Raw genomic sequence first — 17129 nt, forward strand, 5'->3', positions numbered from 1 at the left:
GGCGCGTGGCACTCGGATAGTTTTTCACCGATACAGCGAGACGCACAGTTGCGTTGTGGCAGTAAGCCACCCTGAGCATCCGGTGCTCGACCGCACCCAAGGGGACTCCCGTTCGAGGGGCGCTTTTCCGATCGAACGGGCAACGGCTGCCGGCAAGAGGCAGGTTCATGCGATTCCCGACCTCGATCTTCATTCGTCTGCTTTGCTTGATTATCGGTTGGCGAGCGTCCAGAGGAACTCTGCGCTCACTCGGTCATGCAAGGAGCAGGACTTGCCACTACCTGTGATCGTCGGTGCCGTCGTGTTGTCGGGAGTGGTCGGGACGGCTCTCACGGTCCGTCAGCTCAAACGCCCAGCGAAGATCATCTTGCTCGGTGAGGGCATGAGCGGCAAGACCACGCTGCTCAACACCTGGCAGGGCAAGTGGGACGAGCCGGTGCACCGGACCCATCCAGCGGGCGAGTTCATCGGAAGGATACGGCTGGACACGGGGAAGAAGGTTCTCTGGATCGACAAGCCGCTCAAGTTCAGGAACGTCAAGGACTTCAGCGGGATGGACGAAATCCTGGACGCCTCACGAGACGGCGTGGAGGCAGCCCAATACATCCTCTACCTCATCAAGGCGCCGCAGCTGGAAACGGATGAGGAAAACCCCGGAGCATCCGAGGCATATGAGCGGCTCATCGCTGACGCCGCCCGCATCAAGAGATACAGCACCAAGATCAAGAAGGTCATCCTCGTGATCACCTTCACCGACAAGGACTCCCGGTACGAACTCCTGGGCCATGCCGCCTATCTGACTCGTGTACGCGGACAGCTCAGCGACCTCATCAGCCTGCTGAGCATGCGCAACAAGACCAAGGTGGTGGCCGGCAGCCTCGCCACACGTGAATCCGCCGACCTCCTCGCGGGCGAAGTCGTCCAGGCGATGCTATGAGTGTCATCGTCAAGCTGGTGTACGCGGAGTACGAGAGCGGCGAACCGCCCTTCGTCTGGCTCGACGGGACGCGCCGGAGATCCGAGGAGAAGCGAACGGCGATCCAGTGGATCGGCAAGGTCTGCCGACGAGGGCGGGAGCGCCGGGGCGAGCCCGGTCTGGCGGTCCGCCTCGGGGATTGGCTGTTGATCCAGACAACGGTCGGACTCGGCCATGAAGGCAAGGGGCCTCAGGGCGTCGTCTTCATCGTCAAAGGTCCCGGCTCCGCAGTCGACTGGGAGTCCGCGGCCACAGAACGGATCACCGGAGTACTGCGCGACGGCAGAATCACTGTGGATCGTGAGAAGTTCCGCTCCGTTCTCGCCTGGGCCGCCAGATCGAGAGTCGACGACAAGAAGCAGACTCTGAAGGCCATGCTGGGGGGCCCATGGGAGGCCGCCAGGACGAGAAGGAAGCGGATCGACGAGAAGACAGATGGGGAACATGCAGATTCCGGATGAACTGGCCGATCGGCTGCTGACGGTATCGCTGGAGGATTTCGTTCGCATCTCCGACGATGACCCGGAGCGGCTGCGCGATCATCGCATCACGATCGTGCCGGTTCCGCTGTTCGGTCGTTGGAGGCGCTTCCCCGAACTGCGGGAGACCGTCCTGCACCCCGATCTGGCCTATGTGCGCGATCGTGACTCCGCCCATCGTTACGTGGCAGCGGACAACGCGATTCAGGGCACGGCGCTGCGGAAGTGCCGTCTCGCCCTCAAGGTGTGCAAGGAACTCGGGGCCAAGTCGCTGCACGTCATGGAGTCCCGGGCGGATTCAGGAAAGTTCAGCGTGGACAACGAGTACACCGCTCAGGCCCGGGCCAGACGGGACGGAGAGGCCCGAACGAAGCCGCCGGTCGCCGGCCTGTCCGTGGAGGAAAGGAGTTCGGTCAATCTTGCCGCCCATCTGCGTCACGATCTGAAGCTGACCATCGAGGCGGAAGGCAACTGGCCGGGCCATGTGCCCGCGATCGCAGGAGCCCTTGAGGTCCTGGAAGGGTATGACCCGAGCGACGTCGAAGACCTGCGCATCTTCATCGAGCAGCGGGACGGGGCGCACAATGTGTCCACGAGCCTGTCGCTCGTGGTCAATCTGCTCAGCGAGCTGAATCGCGATTTCGACCTGTTCTGCAAGACCGCCGCCGGTCTCGAGGCTACGCTCGGACGTCGGCACGCGAACGCTGAAGCTAGTATGAGCAACACCTTCAAGATCCAGTTCGAGAGAACGAGAACGGTCTCGCTCGCCCTCAAAGTCGAGTTCTGAACGCGAAGGCTCTCGCGAGCGCCCTCCGGCAGGGTCGCACGGACCTACGGCATACGGCTCCCGGGTCTGCCGGGACCGGGCAAGAGCCCGGCCCGGCAGACCCGCCGTGCCCCTAGCTTCGGTGTCCGACGGCGACGACGCCCTTCGTCCTCGCGCCGGTCCGGTTGTCGTAGAGGACATCGCCGGTGGACTTCTTCCAGATCTTGATGAGGAAGGTGTCCGGGCCGTCGGTGGCGGTGACTCTGAAGGCGTAGCCGCTCTTGCCGCCGACCGTGCCGGTGCCCTGGTAGACGGCCCGGGAGCCGTTCACCACGAGCCAGTCGGAGCCGGTGGAGCGGAAGGTGAGCTCGGCCGGACCGAAGATGAACGTGGCCTTGCCGGTGGGGACGGTGGCTCCCTTCCGGTACTGGGCGGCCAAGGTGAACGCCGCCTTTCCGGTCAGCCCCGGCCTGGCCGGGTAGGCGCCGGCCGGCGAGGTGATCGTGCCGGCGCCGGCCACGGGACCGGCGGCCCGGTCGTAGACGATCAGTTCCGGAAGTGTGGTGCTGTCCGTGCCGCCGTCGTCGTCGGCGACCGTGACGACCGGGCGGTGGATGCCCGCGTCGTCGTAGACGTGTGCGGCCCGGCAGCCGGAGTCGGTGACCGTGCCGGTCGTCGGCCGGCTGCCGTCCTTCCAGTCGACCTCGCAGGTGTGGCGGTCGCTCGTGCCCGGGTCGTCGAAGGACGCGGTGACGACGACGGCCTTGCCCACCGGGAGGGGCGAGCCCGGGCCCTTGGCGGAGGTGATCGACGGGTCGGCGTTGGAGACCTTGACGCTCGCGGTGTCGCTGCCGCGCCCGCCGGTCAGGGTGACCTGGAAAGTGCCGTCGTCGGTGCAGGTGAGGGTGGTGCGGGCCGCGGCGGGGGCCTCGACGGCGCACGGGGCGCCGTCCTGGACGGTCCACTTCGGGGTGCCCGCCCCAAAGACGGTGCCGGCGAGGGTGATCGCCTCGCCCTCGGTGCCGGTGGCGTCCGGCCCGGCACGGACGACGGTGACCGGGTCGATGCCGCCCAGCGTCGGAACGACCTTCTCGATCAGGCCGTCGGAGCCGAACTCCAGCTTGTCGATGGTGGTTTCGCGGTGGGTGCCGTCACCGCCGGGGATGGCGAAGCGGTGGTAGGCGATGTACCAGTCGTCGGTGTTGGGGACGTGGACGACGGAGTGGTGGCCCGGGCCCTTGATGCCCAGGGACAGGTCCTTCTCCAGGATGACGCCCTGCTTGGTCCACGGGCCGGTGGGCGAGGGGCCGGTCGCGTAGGCGACGCGGTAGTTCTCGTCCCGGGTGTCGTTCTCCGACCACATGAAGTAGTAGGTGCCCTTGCGCTTGATGACGAAGGTGCCCTCGTTGTAGCCGCTCGGGGTGATGTCCTTGACCTGCGCGGTGTCGATGGAGGTCATGTCGTCGCCCAGCGGGACGACGTAGGCGCGGCCGTTGCCCCAGTAGAGGTACTTCTTGCCGTCGTCGTCGGTGAAGACCGCCGGGTCGATCATCTGGCCGCGGAAGTCACCGGCCTTCAGCAGGGGCTTGCCCAGGGCGTCCTTGAAGGGGCCGGTGGGCGAGTCCGACACGGCGACGCCGATGTTCGCGTCGGCGCAGAAGTAGAAGTAGTACTTCCCGTCCTTCTCTGTCATGGCCGGTGCCCAGGCCCTGCTGTCCGCCCAGCCGACGTCCGGCCCCAGGTCGAGGATGACGCCGTGGTCCTTCCAGTGGACCAGGTCCTTTGAGGAGTAGGCCTTGAACTGTGTGCCGCTCCAGCCCTCGAAGCCGTCGGTCGTCGGGTAGATGTAGAAGGTGTCGCCGAAGCGCTCGATGTTCGGGTCGGCGTTCAGACCCGGCAGGACCGGGGTCTTCATGATCAGCGCCGTAACCTTCCAGGCGCGCTTCTTGCCGTCCGCCCCGGTGACCTCGTACGTCACCGGCTCGGTGAAGTCGTGCGCGCTGCCGGAGGCGGGGCTGATCGTAGCGCCGTCGGCGAGCGTGAACTCCGGCGCCAGGGCGGTGAGATCGGTGCCCGCCTTCATGGGCAGGGTGATCATGCCGCCCGCGTTGTCGATGAGCGCGTCGACCTTGAGCGCCGGGTGCGTCGCCTTGGCGATGCCCGCGGTGTTGCCGCTGAGTCGCATGACCTCGGTGCCCGTGAGGGCACGGTCGTAGATGCGGAAGTCGTCGACCTCGCCGCCGAAGAGGGGGTCGGCCGCGTACAGGGAGCGGCCGATGTAGCCGCTGTGGTCCTTTGCCGCGTCGTACAGCTCGGACGGCTTGATGGTGGTCGTCGTGCGGGCCGCCTCGATGCCGTCGGCGTACAGGATCATCGTGCCGGTGGCGCCGTCCAGTGTCACCGTGACGTGCCGCCACTGACCGGGCGTGAGCTGCGAGCCGGCCGTGAGCTTCGACTCTGCCGACCAACTCGCCTTCGTGATGGCCGAGTAGAGGCTGGAGCCGCCGTTGGACGGGGTGGCGAACAGGTACTTGTCGCTGTCGGGTCCGAGCCCGAACAGCCACTGGAAGCTGCTGCCGCCCTTCCACTTGGCGTACGTCGACACCGTCACGCTGTCGGCGCTCTTCAGCACGCCGTTCGGGATCTTCACGTACGGCGAGTCGGAGCCGCCCGACATCTTGAACGAGCCACCGTCGACACCGGTGCCGAAGTCGAGCGTGCGGACGTACGTGCCGTGGTGGCCGTGCCCGCTGGAGTCACGGGCGATGGTGCCGCCCGTCTCGTCGAAGCCGTAGTGCAGCAGGAGGTCGGCCGGAACGTCCGGTGCCTCCTGGGACACGGTGACCTCGGCCCGGACCGGGATCGCGGCGCCGCCGGGCAGGCTGCCGGTGACGGTGAAGGTGCCGGGCTGGGCGTACTTCGACGCGGGGACGTCCTCCCAGTCGACGGAGACGGGCCGCTTGACGCCGTCGGCGTACTCGGCGATCACTGTGGCCGGCAGCACCGGCGCCCGGCCGACCCCGGTTTTCACGGAGACGTCCTCGACGCTCTTCACGATCTGGTCGGGCTGGTAGGCGCGCAGCAGCCGGTCGTACTCGGCCTGGGTGACCGGCAGCACGGTGCCGTGGCGGGGTTTGGCGGGCAGGTCGTAGCCGGTGGAGGGGGTCCAGGTGCCGGAGTCGAGGTCGGTCGTCTCGAAGGGGATGTAGCCGCGGCCGCCGAACTCGTCGAGGAACGCGTACCACTTCTCCTCGGTGTTGGACTTGAACACCAGTGGTCCCTCGGCGGCGTTCATCGCGCCCTTGCCGATGCCCTCGGCGACCGGGGTCCAGGACGGGTCGAGGATCGAGTCGCTCTTCTCCTGGAAGATGAACTTGCTGTTGGGGGTGGAGGAGGTGTTGTTCCGCTCGTCCTTGGAGAGGCGGTAGTACGTCCCGTCGTGCCGGATCATCGTGGAGTCGATGACCGAGTAGCCGCGGTCGATCCAGACCTTGGGCTCGCTGAAGGTGTGGAAGTCGCGGGTGGTGGCGTACATCATGCGGTTGTACGTGCCGCCGGAGTGGTCGGCGTTGTCGTACAGCTTCGACGCCCAGAAGACGACGTACTCGCCGCGCTCGGCGTCGTAGAAGGCCTCCGGCGCCCAGGTGTTGCCGGCGTTGTCGGGCGAGACCCTGACCAGGCGCTGGTTGGTCCAGTGCACCAGGTCGGTGGACTCCCAGACCATGATGGACTTGCTGCCGGTGCGCTGGGAGGCGTCCCAGTCGCCGTTGCCGTAGATCCTGAGGTCGGTGGCGATCTGGTAGAACTTGTCGCCCTCCGGGGAGCGGATGATGAACGGGTCGCGCAGGCCCTTCTCGCCCAGCGTGGAGGTGAGGACCGGCTTGCCGTCGTTCAGTTCGCGCCAGTGCAGCGGGTCGTCGCCCTTGCTGAGGGCGGCGTAGAGCTGTTCGCCGTCGGAGGTGCCCTCGCCGGTGAAGTAGCTGAACATGTAGCCCTTGAGGGCCGCGTCGGCGGGCAGTTCGGGCACCTTGGCCGTCAGGACGCGGGTCGTCTTCGCCTCGCCCTTGGTGACGGTGGCGGTCAGTTCGACGGTGGTGGCGCCGTCGCCGTGCGCGGGGCGGTGGACCTCGCCGCCGGCGGAGACGACGTCCGGCTTCGCGGAGGACCAGGCGACGGCCGTGGCGTACTTGCCGGTGCCCGGCAGGGTGAGGTTGCCGCGGGCGTCGTCGAGGTTGTGGACCGTGAGCGCCTCGGCGGCCTCGCGGGTGGCGGCGGCGTCGTCGAGTGCGGGCCGGACCGTGACGTCGAAGGTCTTGGTGCCGGTCACGGTGCCCTTCCTCAGGGTCGCCGTGAGCGTGGCTCGGCCGTCCGGTGAGCCGGCCTCGGGGCGGGTCACCTTGCCGGTGTCGGACACCACGGACGGGTTGTCGCTGGCCCAGGTGATGGACGAGCCGCCGGCCGGGCCGGTCTTCGGCAGGTCCAGGTCGGCGGTGACACCGCTGGTGTCGCCGAGGCTGAGGGCGTCCTTGTCGGCGGCGACGCCCTGCGTGGCGACGGGGAGGGAGAGCTGCTCGACCTCCGAGCCGTCCAGGGCCCGGTCGTAGACGCGGAAGTCGCGTATCCGGCCTTTGAAGAGCTTGTCGCCGTCGTAGACGGACTTGCCGATGTAGTTGGCCTTGGTGGTGCCGGAGCCGATGGCGCCGGGCGTGGTGGTGACGGAGGTGTTGCGGCCGACCTCGACGCCGTCCTCGTAGAGCACGCCCGTGGAACCGGTCTGGGCGTAGGTGACGTGCTTCCACACGCCGCGGGTCAGGTTGTGGGAGTCGGACGGTTTGGTGGTCTGCTCGGTCGACCAGTTGCCCGTCGCGACGGAGGTGCGGAAGGAGTTGCCGGTGGTGAACAGGTAGCCGTTGCCGTTGCCCGCGCTGGTGTTGCCGAAGCCGTAGAGGAAGTAGGGCGTGCTCTGGGCGGGGTCGATCAGTACGTCCATGGAGACGGTGATCGCGTTCATGCCCTTCATGACGTCGTCCGGCACCTTGATGTAGGTGTCCGACCCGTTGAAGGCAAGCCCCTGACCGGATGCCGACCAGTCGGCGGTGCCGCTGACCGTGCCGTTGCGGCCGTTGCCGGAGGCGTCGGTCGCGGTGCCGCCGGAGTCGGCGTCGAGCTTGTACCACAGCGCCAGGCCGTCGGTGATGTCCGCCGCTTCGGCCGCCGGGGCCGCCGGGGCGGCCTGTGCGGAGGCGGTGGGTCCGGCGAGGGTGAGCAGCATCGACGCGGCGGTCAGTCCGGCGAGATGGCCCGCCCGGCGTCTCGCGCGGCTGCGAAGTCGTGCGGCGTGCGTCATGTCGAGGTTCCCTGCTGAGGCATGGCTGATTTCGGACAAGGCAGCGGTACGGAAAGGGAGGAGCCGACGAGGCGACGGCAAGTCCTTGCCGTGGGCCTGCCGTTACACGCAGGTGAAGTGTGTTGCGAGAGTTTCAGTCGGCAGCCCCACCAGCGTCAAGAGGTTTCGAACAATGTCCGACAGGCCGAACAGCGCCGTCCGACTCGTGGTGGTTCACCGGGCCGGACGGGCGGGTCGGTCCTCCTCGCCCCTCGTGGCCACAACGGCCCAGGTGCGGTGTGGGACTTGGATCACCTCACCGGGGAAGCGGTCGCCCAGCACCCGGCCGAGTGCCTCGTCGAAGCGTTCCACCTCGTCCGGCGGCAGGCTCGCCCCCACCCCGGCACTGGCCCGGATCCGCCCCCGCCACGCCTCCGGCGAGTAGGGCACGGCCAGGTCGAAGGAGAAGGTCTCGATGCCGGTGAAGCCCGCGGTGGCCAGGTCGGTCAGCCAGCGTGGGTACAGACCGGTGCCGCCGCCCAGGGTCCAGGCCGGGTTGAAGGAGAGGATCAGCTCCTCGGTCGCCTCGACCACGTTGCCCGGCAGGGGCAGCCAGTCGAAGTGGGCGACGACGACCCGGCCGCCCGGCCGCAGCAGCCGCCGTATCTCCGCCGTGGCCCTCGGCGCGTCGAACCAGTGCCAGCACTGGCCGGCAGTCACCACGTCGTACGAGCCGCCCGGCAGTCCCGTAGACTCCGCCGTACCCACTCGGTAGTCGGTCTCCACCCCTGCCTCCCGGTCGAGCTCCCGGGCCTGCTCAAGCAGCGGCGCGGCCGGGTCGAGACCGGTCACCCGCGCCCCTGCCCGCGCGAACAGCCGGGCCAGTGTGCCGGTGCCGGTCCCGAGGTCGAGTACGTCCTTGCCGGGGAAGGAGATGCCGTGCCGGTACAGGTGAGTGACGGTCTGGGGTGGGAATCCGGCGCGGTGGCGGCCGTAGTCCTGCGCGGTGAGTCCGAAGTCAGGACGGAACGTGCTGGTCATGGCGGGTCTCCATTCCCCTGGGTGGTCGCGGTTCCAGGATCCGGCATCGATCAGGACCGAGAGCCCGGGTTCACCGGACGAGAACCGGCGTTTCATGATCGCCTGGGCTTACGCGGTGTCCCCCGGCTGTGTCGAGCGGCCGGCGCGGAGGGGGTTCAGCCATGCTGGGGCGGGTGTCACCCCTCCCCCACGACAAGGAGCCCCGCATGACCACGGATTCCCTCGCCCGATTCCTGGCGGCTCTGGACCCGGAGCACCGTGAAGCGATCGGGACCAGGCCGCGCCAGGAGCAGGAACGGCTCGCGGCGGCCTGGGAACGGGAACTGGAAGCGGACGACGAACTCGACACCCTCGACGAGCTGTCGCCCCCGGCGGCGGAGGCCGAGGCGGCCCGCCGCGTGCTGGATCGCGAGACCGGCTGACTGGACCGCGAAGCCGGCTGAGGCGCACTGGGGCAACCCCCACCAACGCCCACCAACGCCCCGCCACCACCCCGCCACCGCTGCGAGACCGTCGCAGGGCCGTCGTGATACCGCCGGGCAGCGGGATTGTCCGTGATCGGTAACAGACGGATCCGCCGGCCGCCGTCCGCCCTCTTGCCGTATGCACGGGCTCCACGGCGACGGCGAAGGAACAGCAGACATGGCGGGAAACGGCGGACGGGGATGGTACGCCAAGGTGCTGGCAGCGGCGCTCGGGGTGACCGCGGTGGCCGGCCTGACCTCGTTCTGGAACGCGCAACTCGGTTCCGGCGAGGGACGGCCCGAGCGGGGCGCCGCAGCGCCTCCCGCCCCGTCGCAGGGCCGGAAGGCGGCACCCGTGCCGGCGGGCATCGTGCACGCCTCGGACGCCGGCGCCCGGGGCGTCAACATCACCATCGACGACGGACCGGACCCCGTCTGGACCCCTGAAGTGCTCCAGGTGCTGCGGGACAACGGTGTGAAGGCCACGTTCTGCATGGTGGGCACGCAGGCTCGCGCCCACCCCGACCTGGTCAAGGCGGTCGTGGCGGCCGGGCACCGGCTCTGCGACCACACGGTCTCGCACGACGTCACCATGGATCACAAGTCCAAGGCCTACCAGTCGGAGCAGATCAGGGACGCCGAGCGCATGATCACCGAAGCCTCCGGAGGCGTCCGCCCGCTGTACTACAGGGCTCCCGGAGGGGCCTTCACGCCCTCCAGCCGTCACCTCGCCGCGTCCCGTGGCATGCGCCCGCTCGGCTGGAACATCGACTCCAAGGACTTCGAGCGCCCCGGCACGAACGCCATCGTCGCCACCGTCAAGAACGAGATCTCCAACGGCCCGACCCTCCTCTTCCACGACGCGGGAGGAGACCGCTCGCAGACCGTCGCCGCCCTGCGGGAGCTCCTGCCGTGGCTGAAGGAGCAGGGGTACTCCTTCGGTTTCCCCGTGCGCTGACGTCCGGACTCCGGCACGCCCGACTCCGGTGGGGGCTTGTCGCGGAATCCCGCCGGGCCGCCGGGCCACCGCTGCGCCGGCCGGTACCGGCCTTCGGGGGAATTCCGGGCTCGCCCCGCGGTTCGCCGTCCCGGGGGTGGTACGGGCATGAGATGTCGACGCCCCCCGATCCACCCGCCTCGGCGCTGCCGCGCCTGAACGACGCCGAGTCGCGCGTGCCGGGCGTGCTGCGGACCGCCGCGGCGTACGCGTGGCGGCTCATCGCGGTCGGCATCGTCGTCCGCGTCGGCTTCTCCGTGCTCGGGCAGTTCCACCGGATCGCCGTCGCCGTCTTCCTCGGTCTCGTCGTCACGGCCGTGCTCCGCCCGGTGGCCGGTCTGCTGGCCCGGTTCATGCCCCGGCCGCTCGCCGTCGCCACCGCGCTCATCGGCGGCATCCTCCTCGTCCTCGGGGCACTGGCCTTGGTGGGTGAGACCGTGGCGGACCAGCGGACCGGGCTGGAGAAGGAGTTCGTGGCGGGGATCGACCGGATCGAGCGACGGCTGGAGGAGCCTCCCTTCCGGCTGCCCGCGGACGCGTTCGACGATCTCCAGTCCCGGGTCGGCAAGCTCCTGTCGGACCACCGCTCCACCGTCATCAGCACGGCGGTCAGCGGCGCGAGCCGGCTGGTCGAGGTGCTGACCGTGCTCGCGCTGGCCCTGTTCTGCGCGGTCTTCTTCACGCACTCCGGCGACAAGCAGTGGCAGTGGCTGTGCGACCAGCTTCCCGACCGGGCCCGGCAGCGGTTCGCGGTCGGGGCCGGGGCGGCCTGGCGGACCTTCACCGGCTACACGCACGGCATCCTGCTGGTGGCGGCGACCAACGCAGTCCTTGTGGGCATCGCGCTGTTCGCCCTCGGGGTGCCGCTGGCCGTGCCGCTGGCCCTGCTGGAGTTCCTGGCGGCGTTCATCCCGCTGATCGGCTCGCCCATCGCGCTGGCGGTCGCCGCCGTGGTCGCCCTGGCGTCGAAGGGGCCGCTCATCGCCCTGGTGGTCGTGGCCCTGATCGTGGTCATCGGCCAGATCGAGGGCCACCTGCTGCACCCGATCGTGATGAGCTGGGCCGTCCGGCTCCACCCGGTGGTGATCGCCCTGGCGGTGGTCGGCGGGGCGGTGGCGGCGGGGGTGATCGGTGCGGTGGTGGCCGTACCGCTGGTGGCCGTGGTGTGGTCCGTGTACCAGGCGCTGCGGGGCGGTACGGGCGGTCCGGCCCGGGGCGCCGCACCGGCGGACTGAGCCGGAGCGGCAGTCTCGTCCTCGGTCCCGGTTTCCCCAAGAGCCCCTTTTCTCAGGTGAGTTGTTCCTCCAGCCACGCCAGGACGTCCGGCGTCACGGGGTCGGTGATGCCGGCGAAGCCGTCATGGCGCTCGAGGTACGAGGCGACGTACGGGCAGACCGGCACGATCCGCTTGCCCGACGCGCGCACGTCGGCGAGCGCCTGCCGGACCAGCTCCCCGGCGAGGCCCCGGCCGGCGAAGGCGTCGTCGGTCTCCGTGTGGAAGAAGACGCGCTGCTCCCCGCGGTCGCGGTAGGCCGTCAGCCCGGCACGGCGTCCGTCGACCAGGATCGCGGACAGCTGCTCCGCGTCCGACCGCTGGCCAACGTCCGTGAGTTCACCGTCCTGACGGCCGTCCACGCGGTGTCGTTCGTCCATCTCGACGAGGGGCGGTGGCAGGAAGGCCGTCGACGCGCTGCGGTCCGTCCGCGGGCAGTTCGACGCCCGCGGACGGCACAAGCAGGCGGACAAGGTGCACCTGCGTCTGGCGCATGCGCTGGCGTGTCTCGGCGAGCGGGCCGAGGCCGCCGCGGAGTACCGGGCCGCGCTCGCCCTGGAGCACCGCGTGCCCGCGGACGTGCGGGACGAGGCCCGCGCTGGTCACGCCGCACTGACCGCGGGGCGGCCGGCGCCGCTCATCCGGTTCGCGCAGTGACGGGACTCAGCCCCGACGGCCCGTCGTGGAGGCGAAGCCCAGCCAGGTGTGCCGGTTGTTCCACCAGCACCAGCCGACCTTGGGCGCGTTGCGGCGCTCGCGGCCGTCCCGGCCGGTGCCGTTGCTGATCCAGATGGCCGGAGTGCGCGCGTCGAAGCTGCCGTTGGGCTTGCGCAGCCGGGAGCCGATGGTCATGAAGCAGAGGTTCCGCTCCAGGGCTTCGGGTTGCTGGAGCACCCAGTGGATGCCCTCGGTGAGCACCAGCGGGGTGCGGTCCTCTTTGGTGAGGGCGGGCAGTGCCTCGTCCGGGGACCAGTTGGCCATGTGGTCGCCCCGGTCGATGCCGTGGACGAGGTAGAGCGGGGCGTCGGGCAGTGCGAGGGCGGAAGGGGCGAACTCGTCCACGTCGGGCATGTCGACGACGACGAAGCCCGGCTTGCCGTCGCGGCGGAGCAGCGGCGCGAGGGCCGAGGCGGGGGCCCGGTCCGGGTGCACGGCCAGCAGGGCACCCGGGCCGTCGGCCCCGGCTTCGGCCCGCGCGGCGAACGTGCGGATCTCCTCGGCGGACAGGCCGGCGGTCTCGTGCACCCCGAGCTCGATCAGCCGCTCGGCCTGCGCGCTCAGGGCCGGGGGTGCGGTCAGAACGGTGGACGGGCCGGGCGTGGTCTCGGGCACGATGCTCCCTGGGTCGGCGACACGGGCGGACTAGGACGGGGGCGGACTGGGACGGGGGCGAACTCAGGGGCAACGAGCCGCTCCGCCGGGATGTTCCCGCTCCGCCGCGTCCGTCGTCGCCTCGCCGGCCAGGCCGTGGATCCGCCACTCGCGGGGCGCCATCCCGTAGGCCGCGCGGAAGGCGCGGCTGAAGTGGCTGGGGCTGGTGAACCCCCAGCGCCGGGCGACGGCCGCGACCCCGTCCCCCGGGGCCGGGGAGCGCAGCAGATCCCGGCGGCACCGCTCCAGCCGCTGCGTCCGGATCCACTCCCCGACCGTCACGCCCTCCGACTGGAACAGCTTGTGCAGGTAGCGGACCGAGACGAAGTGCGCGGCGGCGATCGCGGGCGGTGCGAGGCCGGGGTCGGCGAGGTGGCGCAGGATGTGGTCCTTGACGCGCACGAGGGTGGCCGCGGCGGTCTCCTGGGCCTCGGGGGCGAAGCGGCCGGACCGCTCGTCGATCAGCAGTGCCAGCAGGTCCAGCGCCGTGGCCGCGTACTGCCGGCCGGCGACGGCGTCGAGGTGCGCCGCTTCGCGGGCCAGACGCGCGAAGTAGGTGGCCACCAGGGCGGCGCCGCCCTCCCGGCCGGAGAACGCCGTGGCGGTCAGCGCCCGCAGGTCCGCGTCGCGCACCCGGAGATCCTGGCGCGGGAAGTGGAAGGAGGTGAAACAGAACGCGTTCTCCACCTTCTTCCGGAACAGCCGGGTGGAGTCGGTGAGGGAGAAGTCGCCCGGTCCGATGCGTGCCTCCCTGCCGTCCTGCTCCTTGAGGGCGCTGCCCCGGCGCTGCAGGGTCAGGATGAGGAACTCCTTGCCGTCCCGGGCGATGAGCTTCCTGCTGCGCGTCACGACCTGCGGGCCGGCCTCGACCTGCGAGACCCGTAAGGAACCCAGGCGGTTGCTGACGATGCTGCCGGGCGACGGATCGTCCTCCAGGAGGCGTACGTCGAGCGGGATGAAGGTGCGGCTCACCGCGTGGTGCCAGCGCTCCCCCCGTTCGGCCGCGGACAGTGACGCGGTGGAAAGGACGACGGGCATTTGCATTCCCCCCTGGGCATCATCAAGGCCGGCAGGTGGTCTCCGCTGCCGGCCTCGACGATGTCACCATGCCGCCCGGGGGCGGTCCAGGAAGAATCGGGGGAAGAATCGGATCACTTCACCGGATCACTTCACCGGATCACTTCGCCAGGAAGGCGAGCAGCGCCGAGTTGACCTCCTCCGCGTGGGTCCACAGCAGACCGTGCGGGGCACCCTCGATCTCCACGTAGTCCGCGGCCGGAAGGGCCTTGCGGAACGGCCGTGCGGTCCCCTCCACGGGCAGGATGCGGTCGCCCGTGCCGTGCAGGATCAGGGCCGGCACGTCGATCGCCGGGATGTCGGCGCGGAAGTCGGTGTACCAGGTCGCGGGCGCGGCGGCCGCGGCGAAGAATCCTCCGCGCGCGGCGACGAGCCAGCTGTTGCGCACGGCCTCCTCGCTGATCCGGGTGCCGAGGTTCTCGTCGAGGTTGTAGAAGTCGTTGTAGAAGTCCGTGTAGTAGGCGTAGCGGTCGGCCTTCACCGCCGCGACGACCCCGTCGAAGAACTCCTTCGGGGCGACCCCGTCCGGGTTGTCGTCGGACTTGAGCAGGCAGGGCTCCAGAGAGGCGAGGAAGGCGACCTTGGCGACCCGGGCCGAGCCGTACGCGGACACGTACCGGGCGACCTCGCCGGTGCCCATCGAGAACCCGACGAGGACGGCGCCTTGCAGGTCGAGGGTCTCCATCACAGTGTTCAGGTCGGCGGCGAAGGTGTCGTAGTCGTAGCCGGACGTCGGCTGGGAGGACTGCCCGAAACCGCGCCGGTCGTAGGTGATCACGCGGTAGCCGGCGTCGAGCAGTACCGCGCTCTGCCGCTCCCAGGAGTGGCCGTCGAGCGGGAATCCGTGGATGAGGACGACCGGCTGCCCGGATCCGTGGTCCTCGTAGTACAGGTCGACGGCGGTGGAGTTCTCCTGGCCCACGGTGATGTACGGCATGTGCTGCTTCCTCGTTTCCGAGCGGCTGGTGCAAGGGACCCGGCCACGCTAGGGCGGGCGCGGGCGGACCGATTGCCCCACAGCGCACGGGTGTTGACCCGGTGCGCACAGGCGGCCGGTGGTCCTTAACCTGATGCGCCCCCTGTGTCCGGCGTGACAGCATCGCCGCCATGAAAGGGTTCATGACACCTGATCAGATGTCCGCCCGCACCTCCCGCGCCCTGGCCGCGGCCGTCGCCGCGGGGCGTGATCTGGGGCTCGACGTGGCCGATGCGAGAGTCCTCTACGACGTGTTCTCCGTCGTGGTGCACCTGGCTCCGTCCCCCGTGGTGGTCAGGGTGCCGACCGTCCTGCCGTCGTACGCCGACGCCGGCTCCCAGGCCGCCCGGCAGCGGCAGGAACTGGCCGTGGCGGGGTGGCTCGCGGATCAGGGGCACCCGGTGATCCCGCCGAGCCCGCTCGTGCCGCGGGAGCCCGTGCTGCGGGACGGGTTCTCGATGACGTTCTGGCAGTTCGTCGAGCTGGACCAGAGCGCCGAGCCGGATTTCGTGCGCCAGGCCGGTCTGGTCGCCGGCCTGCACGCCGCGCTGCGCTCCTACCCGGGTGAGCTGCCGTTCCTGTCGGCGGCCGAACCGCGGTTCGTCACCGACGGGCTCGCCGCGCTCGAAGCGCGCCCCGATCTCCTGGACCCGGCCGATCTCGACCGGGCGCGGCGCGAGTGGGAGGTCCTGGAGCCGGTCGTCGCCTCACGCGCGGGGTTCGAGGCGGTGTTCCCCGGCATCGGGCTGCAGCCGGTCCACGGCGACGCCCCGGCGGCCAACATCGTCTCCGGCCCGGACGGCGTCCTGTACTCCGACTTCGAACTGACCACGCTCGGGCCGGTCGAATGGGACCTGGCGGCCCTCGGCCCCGCGTGTGAGGCCGCTTACGACGCGGCGGCCGGGCGGCTGGGGCTGCGCCGGCTGGAGAAGGACGTGATGCGGGTCGTCAACGCGGTGGGCATGTCCCGCGCGGTGGCCTGTCTCGCGCTCGCGCCGCAGCTGCCCCTGCTGGTGGACGCGCTCAAGCCGGCGGTCGAGCAGTGGCGGTCGATGCCGTTCGCCGGAGGACTGGGCGGCTGAGACCGGCTGCCGGCGCGGGTGCCGCTCACTCGGGCAGCGGGCGGTCGTCGACGACGTGCTTCATGACGAGGGTGGAGTTGAGGCGCTGGACGCCGGGGAGCCGGGCGAGCTGCCGGTCGTAGAGCTGCTGGAAGGCGGTCAGATCGGTGGCGGCGACGCGCAGGAGGTAGTCGGGGTCGCCGAACAGCCGCTGGGCCTGGAGCACGTGCGGAACGGCGGCCACGGCCTCTTCGAACGCGGAGACCGTGTCGGCGTCCTCCAGGCGCATGGTGACGAAGACGAGGGCCTCGAAGTCGAGGCCCACGGCGGACGGGTCCACCACCGCGCGATAGCCGCGGATCGCGCCCTCGCGTTCGAGGTCGCGCAGCCTGCGGTGGCAGGGCGAGACGCTCAGCCGCACGCGCGCGGCCAGTTCGGTGACCGTGAGACGGCCGTCCAGCTGCAGCTCGGTGAGAATTTTCCGGTCCAGGGCATCCATGGAGAAGATTCTGCCTCAGACAGCGCGATCAAGGAGTAAAGAAGGGAACACCTTCGGTTCGATCCGGCCTAACCTTCCTCTCGCACCAGGCATGTGAGAGGGAACGATCGATGGACACGACCACGCTGGCGGCCTTCCTGGCGGTGGATCTGCTGCTGATATTCACCCCCGGCGCGGACTGGGCCTACGCGATCACGTCCGGCCTGCGGGACCGGTCGGTCGTGCCGGCGGTCGCGGGGCTGGTCGCCGGATACGCGGGCTACACCCTGCTCGCCGTGGCGGGGCTGGTGGTGATCGTGGCGAGCTCGGCGACGCTGCTCACCGTGCTGACCACGGCCGGGGCCGGTTACCTGGTGTGGCTCGGCTGGGGAGTGCTGCGGCACCCGGCCGCCTTGACGGCCTCCGGGGAGGAGTCGGGCCACCAGGGCACCTCCCGGCTGCGGGTCATGCTGAGGGGAATCGGGACCAGCGGGCTGAACCCCAAGGCGCTGCTGCTCTACTTCTCCCTGTTCCCGCAGTTCATCGACCCCGCGGGTGCCTGGCCGGTCGCCGGCCAGACCGGCCTGCTCGGCTCGCTGCACATGACCGCCTGCGCCGTCGTCTACCTCACCGTCGGAGTCCTGGCCCGCACGGTCCTGAGGACCAGGCCCGCAGCGGCCCGGGCGGTGACCCGTGCCTCCGGCGCGATGATGATCGTCATCGGCGGCTTCCTGCTGGTGGAGCGCCTGGCCGGCTGACGGCTCCCGCCGGGGGTCCGAGCAGGGGCTTCACGCGGCCGGCCGGGTGTTCGCGCTGGTCACCGCGGCGCCTCTCGGCAGACGAG

General features: G+C 70.1%; 16 protein-coding genes. 9 read left to right on the forward strand and 7 right to left on the reverse strand.

Translation table 11 applies throughout. The annotated features are described in order from the left end of the window. Positions 1–55: 55 nt before the first annotated feature. Genes A4E84_RS05470 through A4E84_RS05480 form a run of 3 tightly spaced genes read left to right on the forward strand, consistent with a single transcriptional unit; the run spans position 56 to position 2242 of the window. On the forward strand, positions 56–937 hold the full coding sequence (locus tag A4E84_RS05470; protein ID WP_159029557.1) for a Rab family GTPase: 882 nt from the start codon (positions 56–58) through the stop codon (positions 935–937). Beyond that, entirely contained in the window at positions 934–1437 is a 504-nt protein-coding gene (locus A4E84_RS05475; RefSeq protein WP_062925454.1) for a hypothetical protein, read from the forward strand. The genes A4E84_RS05470 and A4E84_RS05475 overlap by 4 nt, the downstream gene beginning before the upstream one ends. Next, the gene (locus tag A4E84_RS05480; RefSeq protein WP_159029558.1) at positions 1412–2242 is read left to right on the forward strand and encodes a hypothetical protein; all 831 of its coding nucleotides are present in this window, start codon (positions 1412–1414) and stop codon (positions 2240–2242) included. Before A4E84_RS05475 ends, A4E84_RS05480 begins: the two co-directional genes overlap by 26 nt. 112 nt (positions 2243–2354) lie before the next feature. Here the strand turns inward: A4E84_RS05480 and A4E84_RS05485 are convergent, their stop codons facing one another. Together A4E84_RS05485 and A4E84_RS05490 are read right to left on the reverse strand one after the other, a co-directional pair. After that, positions 2355–7568 carry a family 43 glycosylhydrolase gene (locus A4E84_RS05485; RefSeq protein ID WP_062925456.1) on the reverse strand — a complete coding sequence of 1738 codons (5214 nt, stop codon included), beginning with the start codon at positions 7566–7568 and terminating at the stop codon, positions 2355–2357. Positions 7569–7781: 213 nt separating this feature from the next. Next, on the reverse strand, positions 7782–8588 hold the full coding sequence (locus A4E84_RS05490) for a class I SAM-dependent methyltransferase (protein ID WP_062925457.1): 807 nt from the start codon (positions 8586–8588) through the stop codon (positions 7782–7784). Positions 8589–8794: 206 nt separating this feature from the next. Between A4E84_RS05490 and A4E84_RS05495 the strand changes: the two genes are divergently transcribed. The 3 genes from A4E84_RS05495 (at position 8795) to A4E84_RS05505 (ending at position 11284) form a co-directional block, all read left to right on the forward strand. After that, complete coding sequence (locus tag A4E84_RS05495; RefSeq protein WP_062925458.1) at positions 8795–9010, forward strand: hypothetical protein; 216 nt, start codon at positions 8795–8797, stop codon at positions 9008–9010. Between the two features lie 220 nt (positions 9011–9230). Next, complete coding sequence (locus A4E84_RS05500; protein WP_062925459.1) at positions 9231–10010, forward strand: polysaccharide deacetylase family protein; 780 nt, start codon at positions 9231–9233, stop codon at positions 10008–10010. Between the two features lie 152 nt (positions 10011–10162). Beyond that, a complete protein-coding gene (locus tag A4E84_RS05505; protein WP_062925460.1) occupies positions 10163–11284 on the forward strand; it encodes an AI-2E family transporter in 1122 nt (373 codons plus the stop codon). 52 nt (positions 11285–11336) lie between these two features. Here A4E84_RS05505 and A4E84_RS05510 read toward each other — a convergent pair whose 3' ends face one another. Beyond that, complete coding sequence (locus A4E84_RS05510) at positions 11337–11702, reverse strand: GNAT family N-acetyltransferase (protein ID WP_062931325.1); 366 nt, start codon at positions 11700–11702, stop codon at positions 11337–11339. A gap of 94 nt (positions 11703–11796) precedes the next feature. On the opposite strand from A4E84_RS05510, the gene A4E84_RS05515 reads away from it, so the two are divergent. After that, a complete protein-coding gene (locus A4E84_RS05515) occupies positions 11797–11979 on the forward strand; it encodes a hypothetical protein (protein ID WP_062925461.1) in 183 nt (60 codons plus the stop codon). A 6-nt stretch (positions 11980–11985) separates the two neighbouring features. Here A4E84_RS05515 and A4E84_RS05520 read toward each other — a convergent pair whose 3' ends face one another. The 3 genes from A4E84_RS05520 to A4E84_RS05530 all read right to left on the reverse strand — a co-directional run bounded on the left by A4E84_RS05520 (position 11986) and on the right by A4E84_RS05530 (position 14707). Next, positions 11986–12654, reverse strand: coding sequence for a DUF5701 family protein (locus A4E84_RS05520; protein ID WP_062925462.1), 669 nt, complete (start codon positions 12652–12654; stop codon positions 11986–11988). A gap of 63 nt (positions 12655–12717) precedes the next feature. Beyond that, entirely contained in the window at positions 12718–13731 is a 1014-nt protein-coding gene (locus tag A4E84_RS05525) for a helix-turn-helix domain-containing protein (RefSeq protein WP_062925463.1), read from the reverse strand. Between the two features lie 139 nt (positions 13732–13870). After that, positions 13871–14707, reverse strand: coding sequence for an alpha/beta fold hydrolase (locus tag A4E84_RS05530; RefSeq protein ID WP_062925464.1), 837 nt, complete (start codon positions 14705–14707; stop codon positions 13871–13873). A 182-nt stretch (positions 14708–14889) separates the two neighbouring features. Here A4E84_RS05530 and A4E84_RS05535 point away from each other — a divergent pair, with 182 nt between their 5' ends. After that, positions 14890–15828, forward strand: a complete 939-nt coding sequence (locus A4E84_RS05535; RefSeq protein WP_237304849.1) for a phosphotransferase — start codon at positions 14890–14892, stop codon at positions 15826–15828. A 25-nt stretch (positions 15829–15853) separates the two neighbouring features. Here the strand turns inward: A4E84_RS05535 and A4E84_RS05540 are convergent, their stop codons facing one another. Then, the gene (locus A4E84_RS05540) at positions 15854–16306 is read right to left on the reverse strand and encodes an Lrp/AsnC family transcriptional regulator (protein ID WP_062925466.1); all 453 of its coding nucleotides are present in this window, start codon (positions 16304–16306) and stop codon (positions 15854–15856) included. 110 nt (positions 16307–16416) lie between these two features. Between A4E84_RS05540 and A4E84_RS05545 the strand changes: the two genes are divergently transcribed. Then, entirely contained in the window at positions 16417–17043 is a 627-nt protein-coding gene (locus tag A4E84_RS05545) for a LysE family translocator (protein ID WP_062925467.1), read from the forward strand. Positions 17044–17129 lie beyond the last annotated feature (86 nt).

This window comes from Streptomyces qaidamensis (assembly GCF_001611795.1).
Taxonomy (GTDB): Bacteria; Actinomycetota; Actinomycetes; order Streptomycetales; family Streptomycetaceae; genus Streptomyces; species Streptomyces qaidamensis.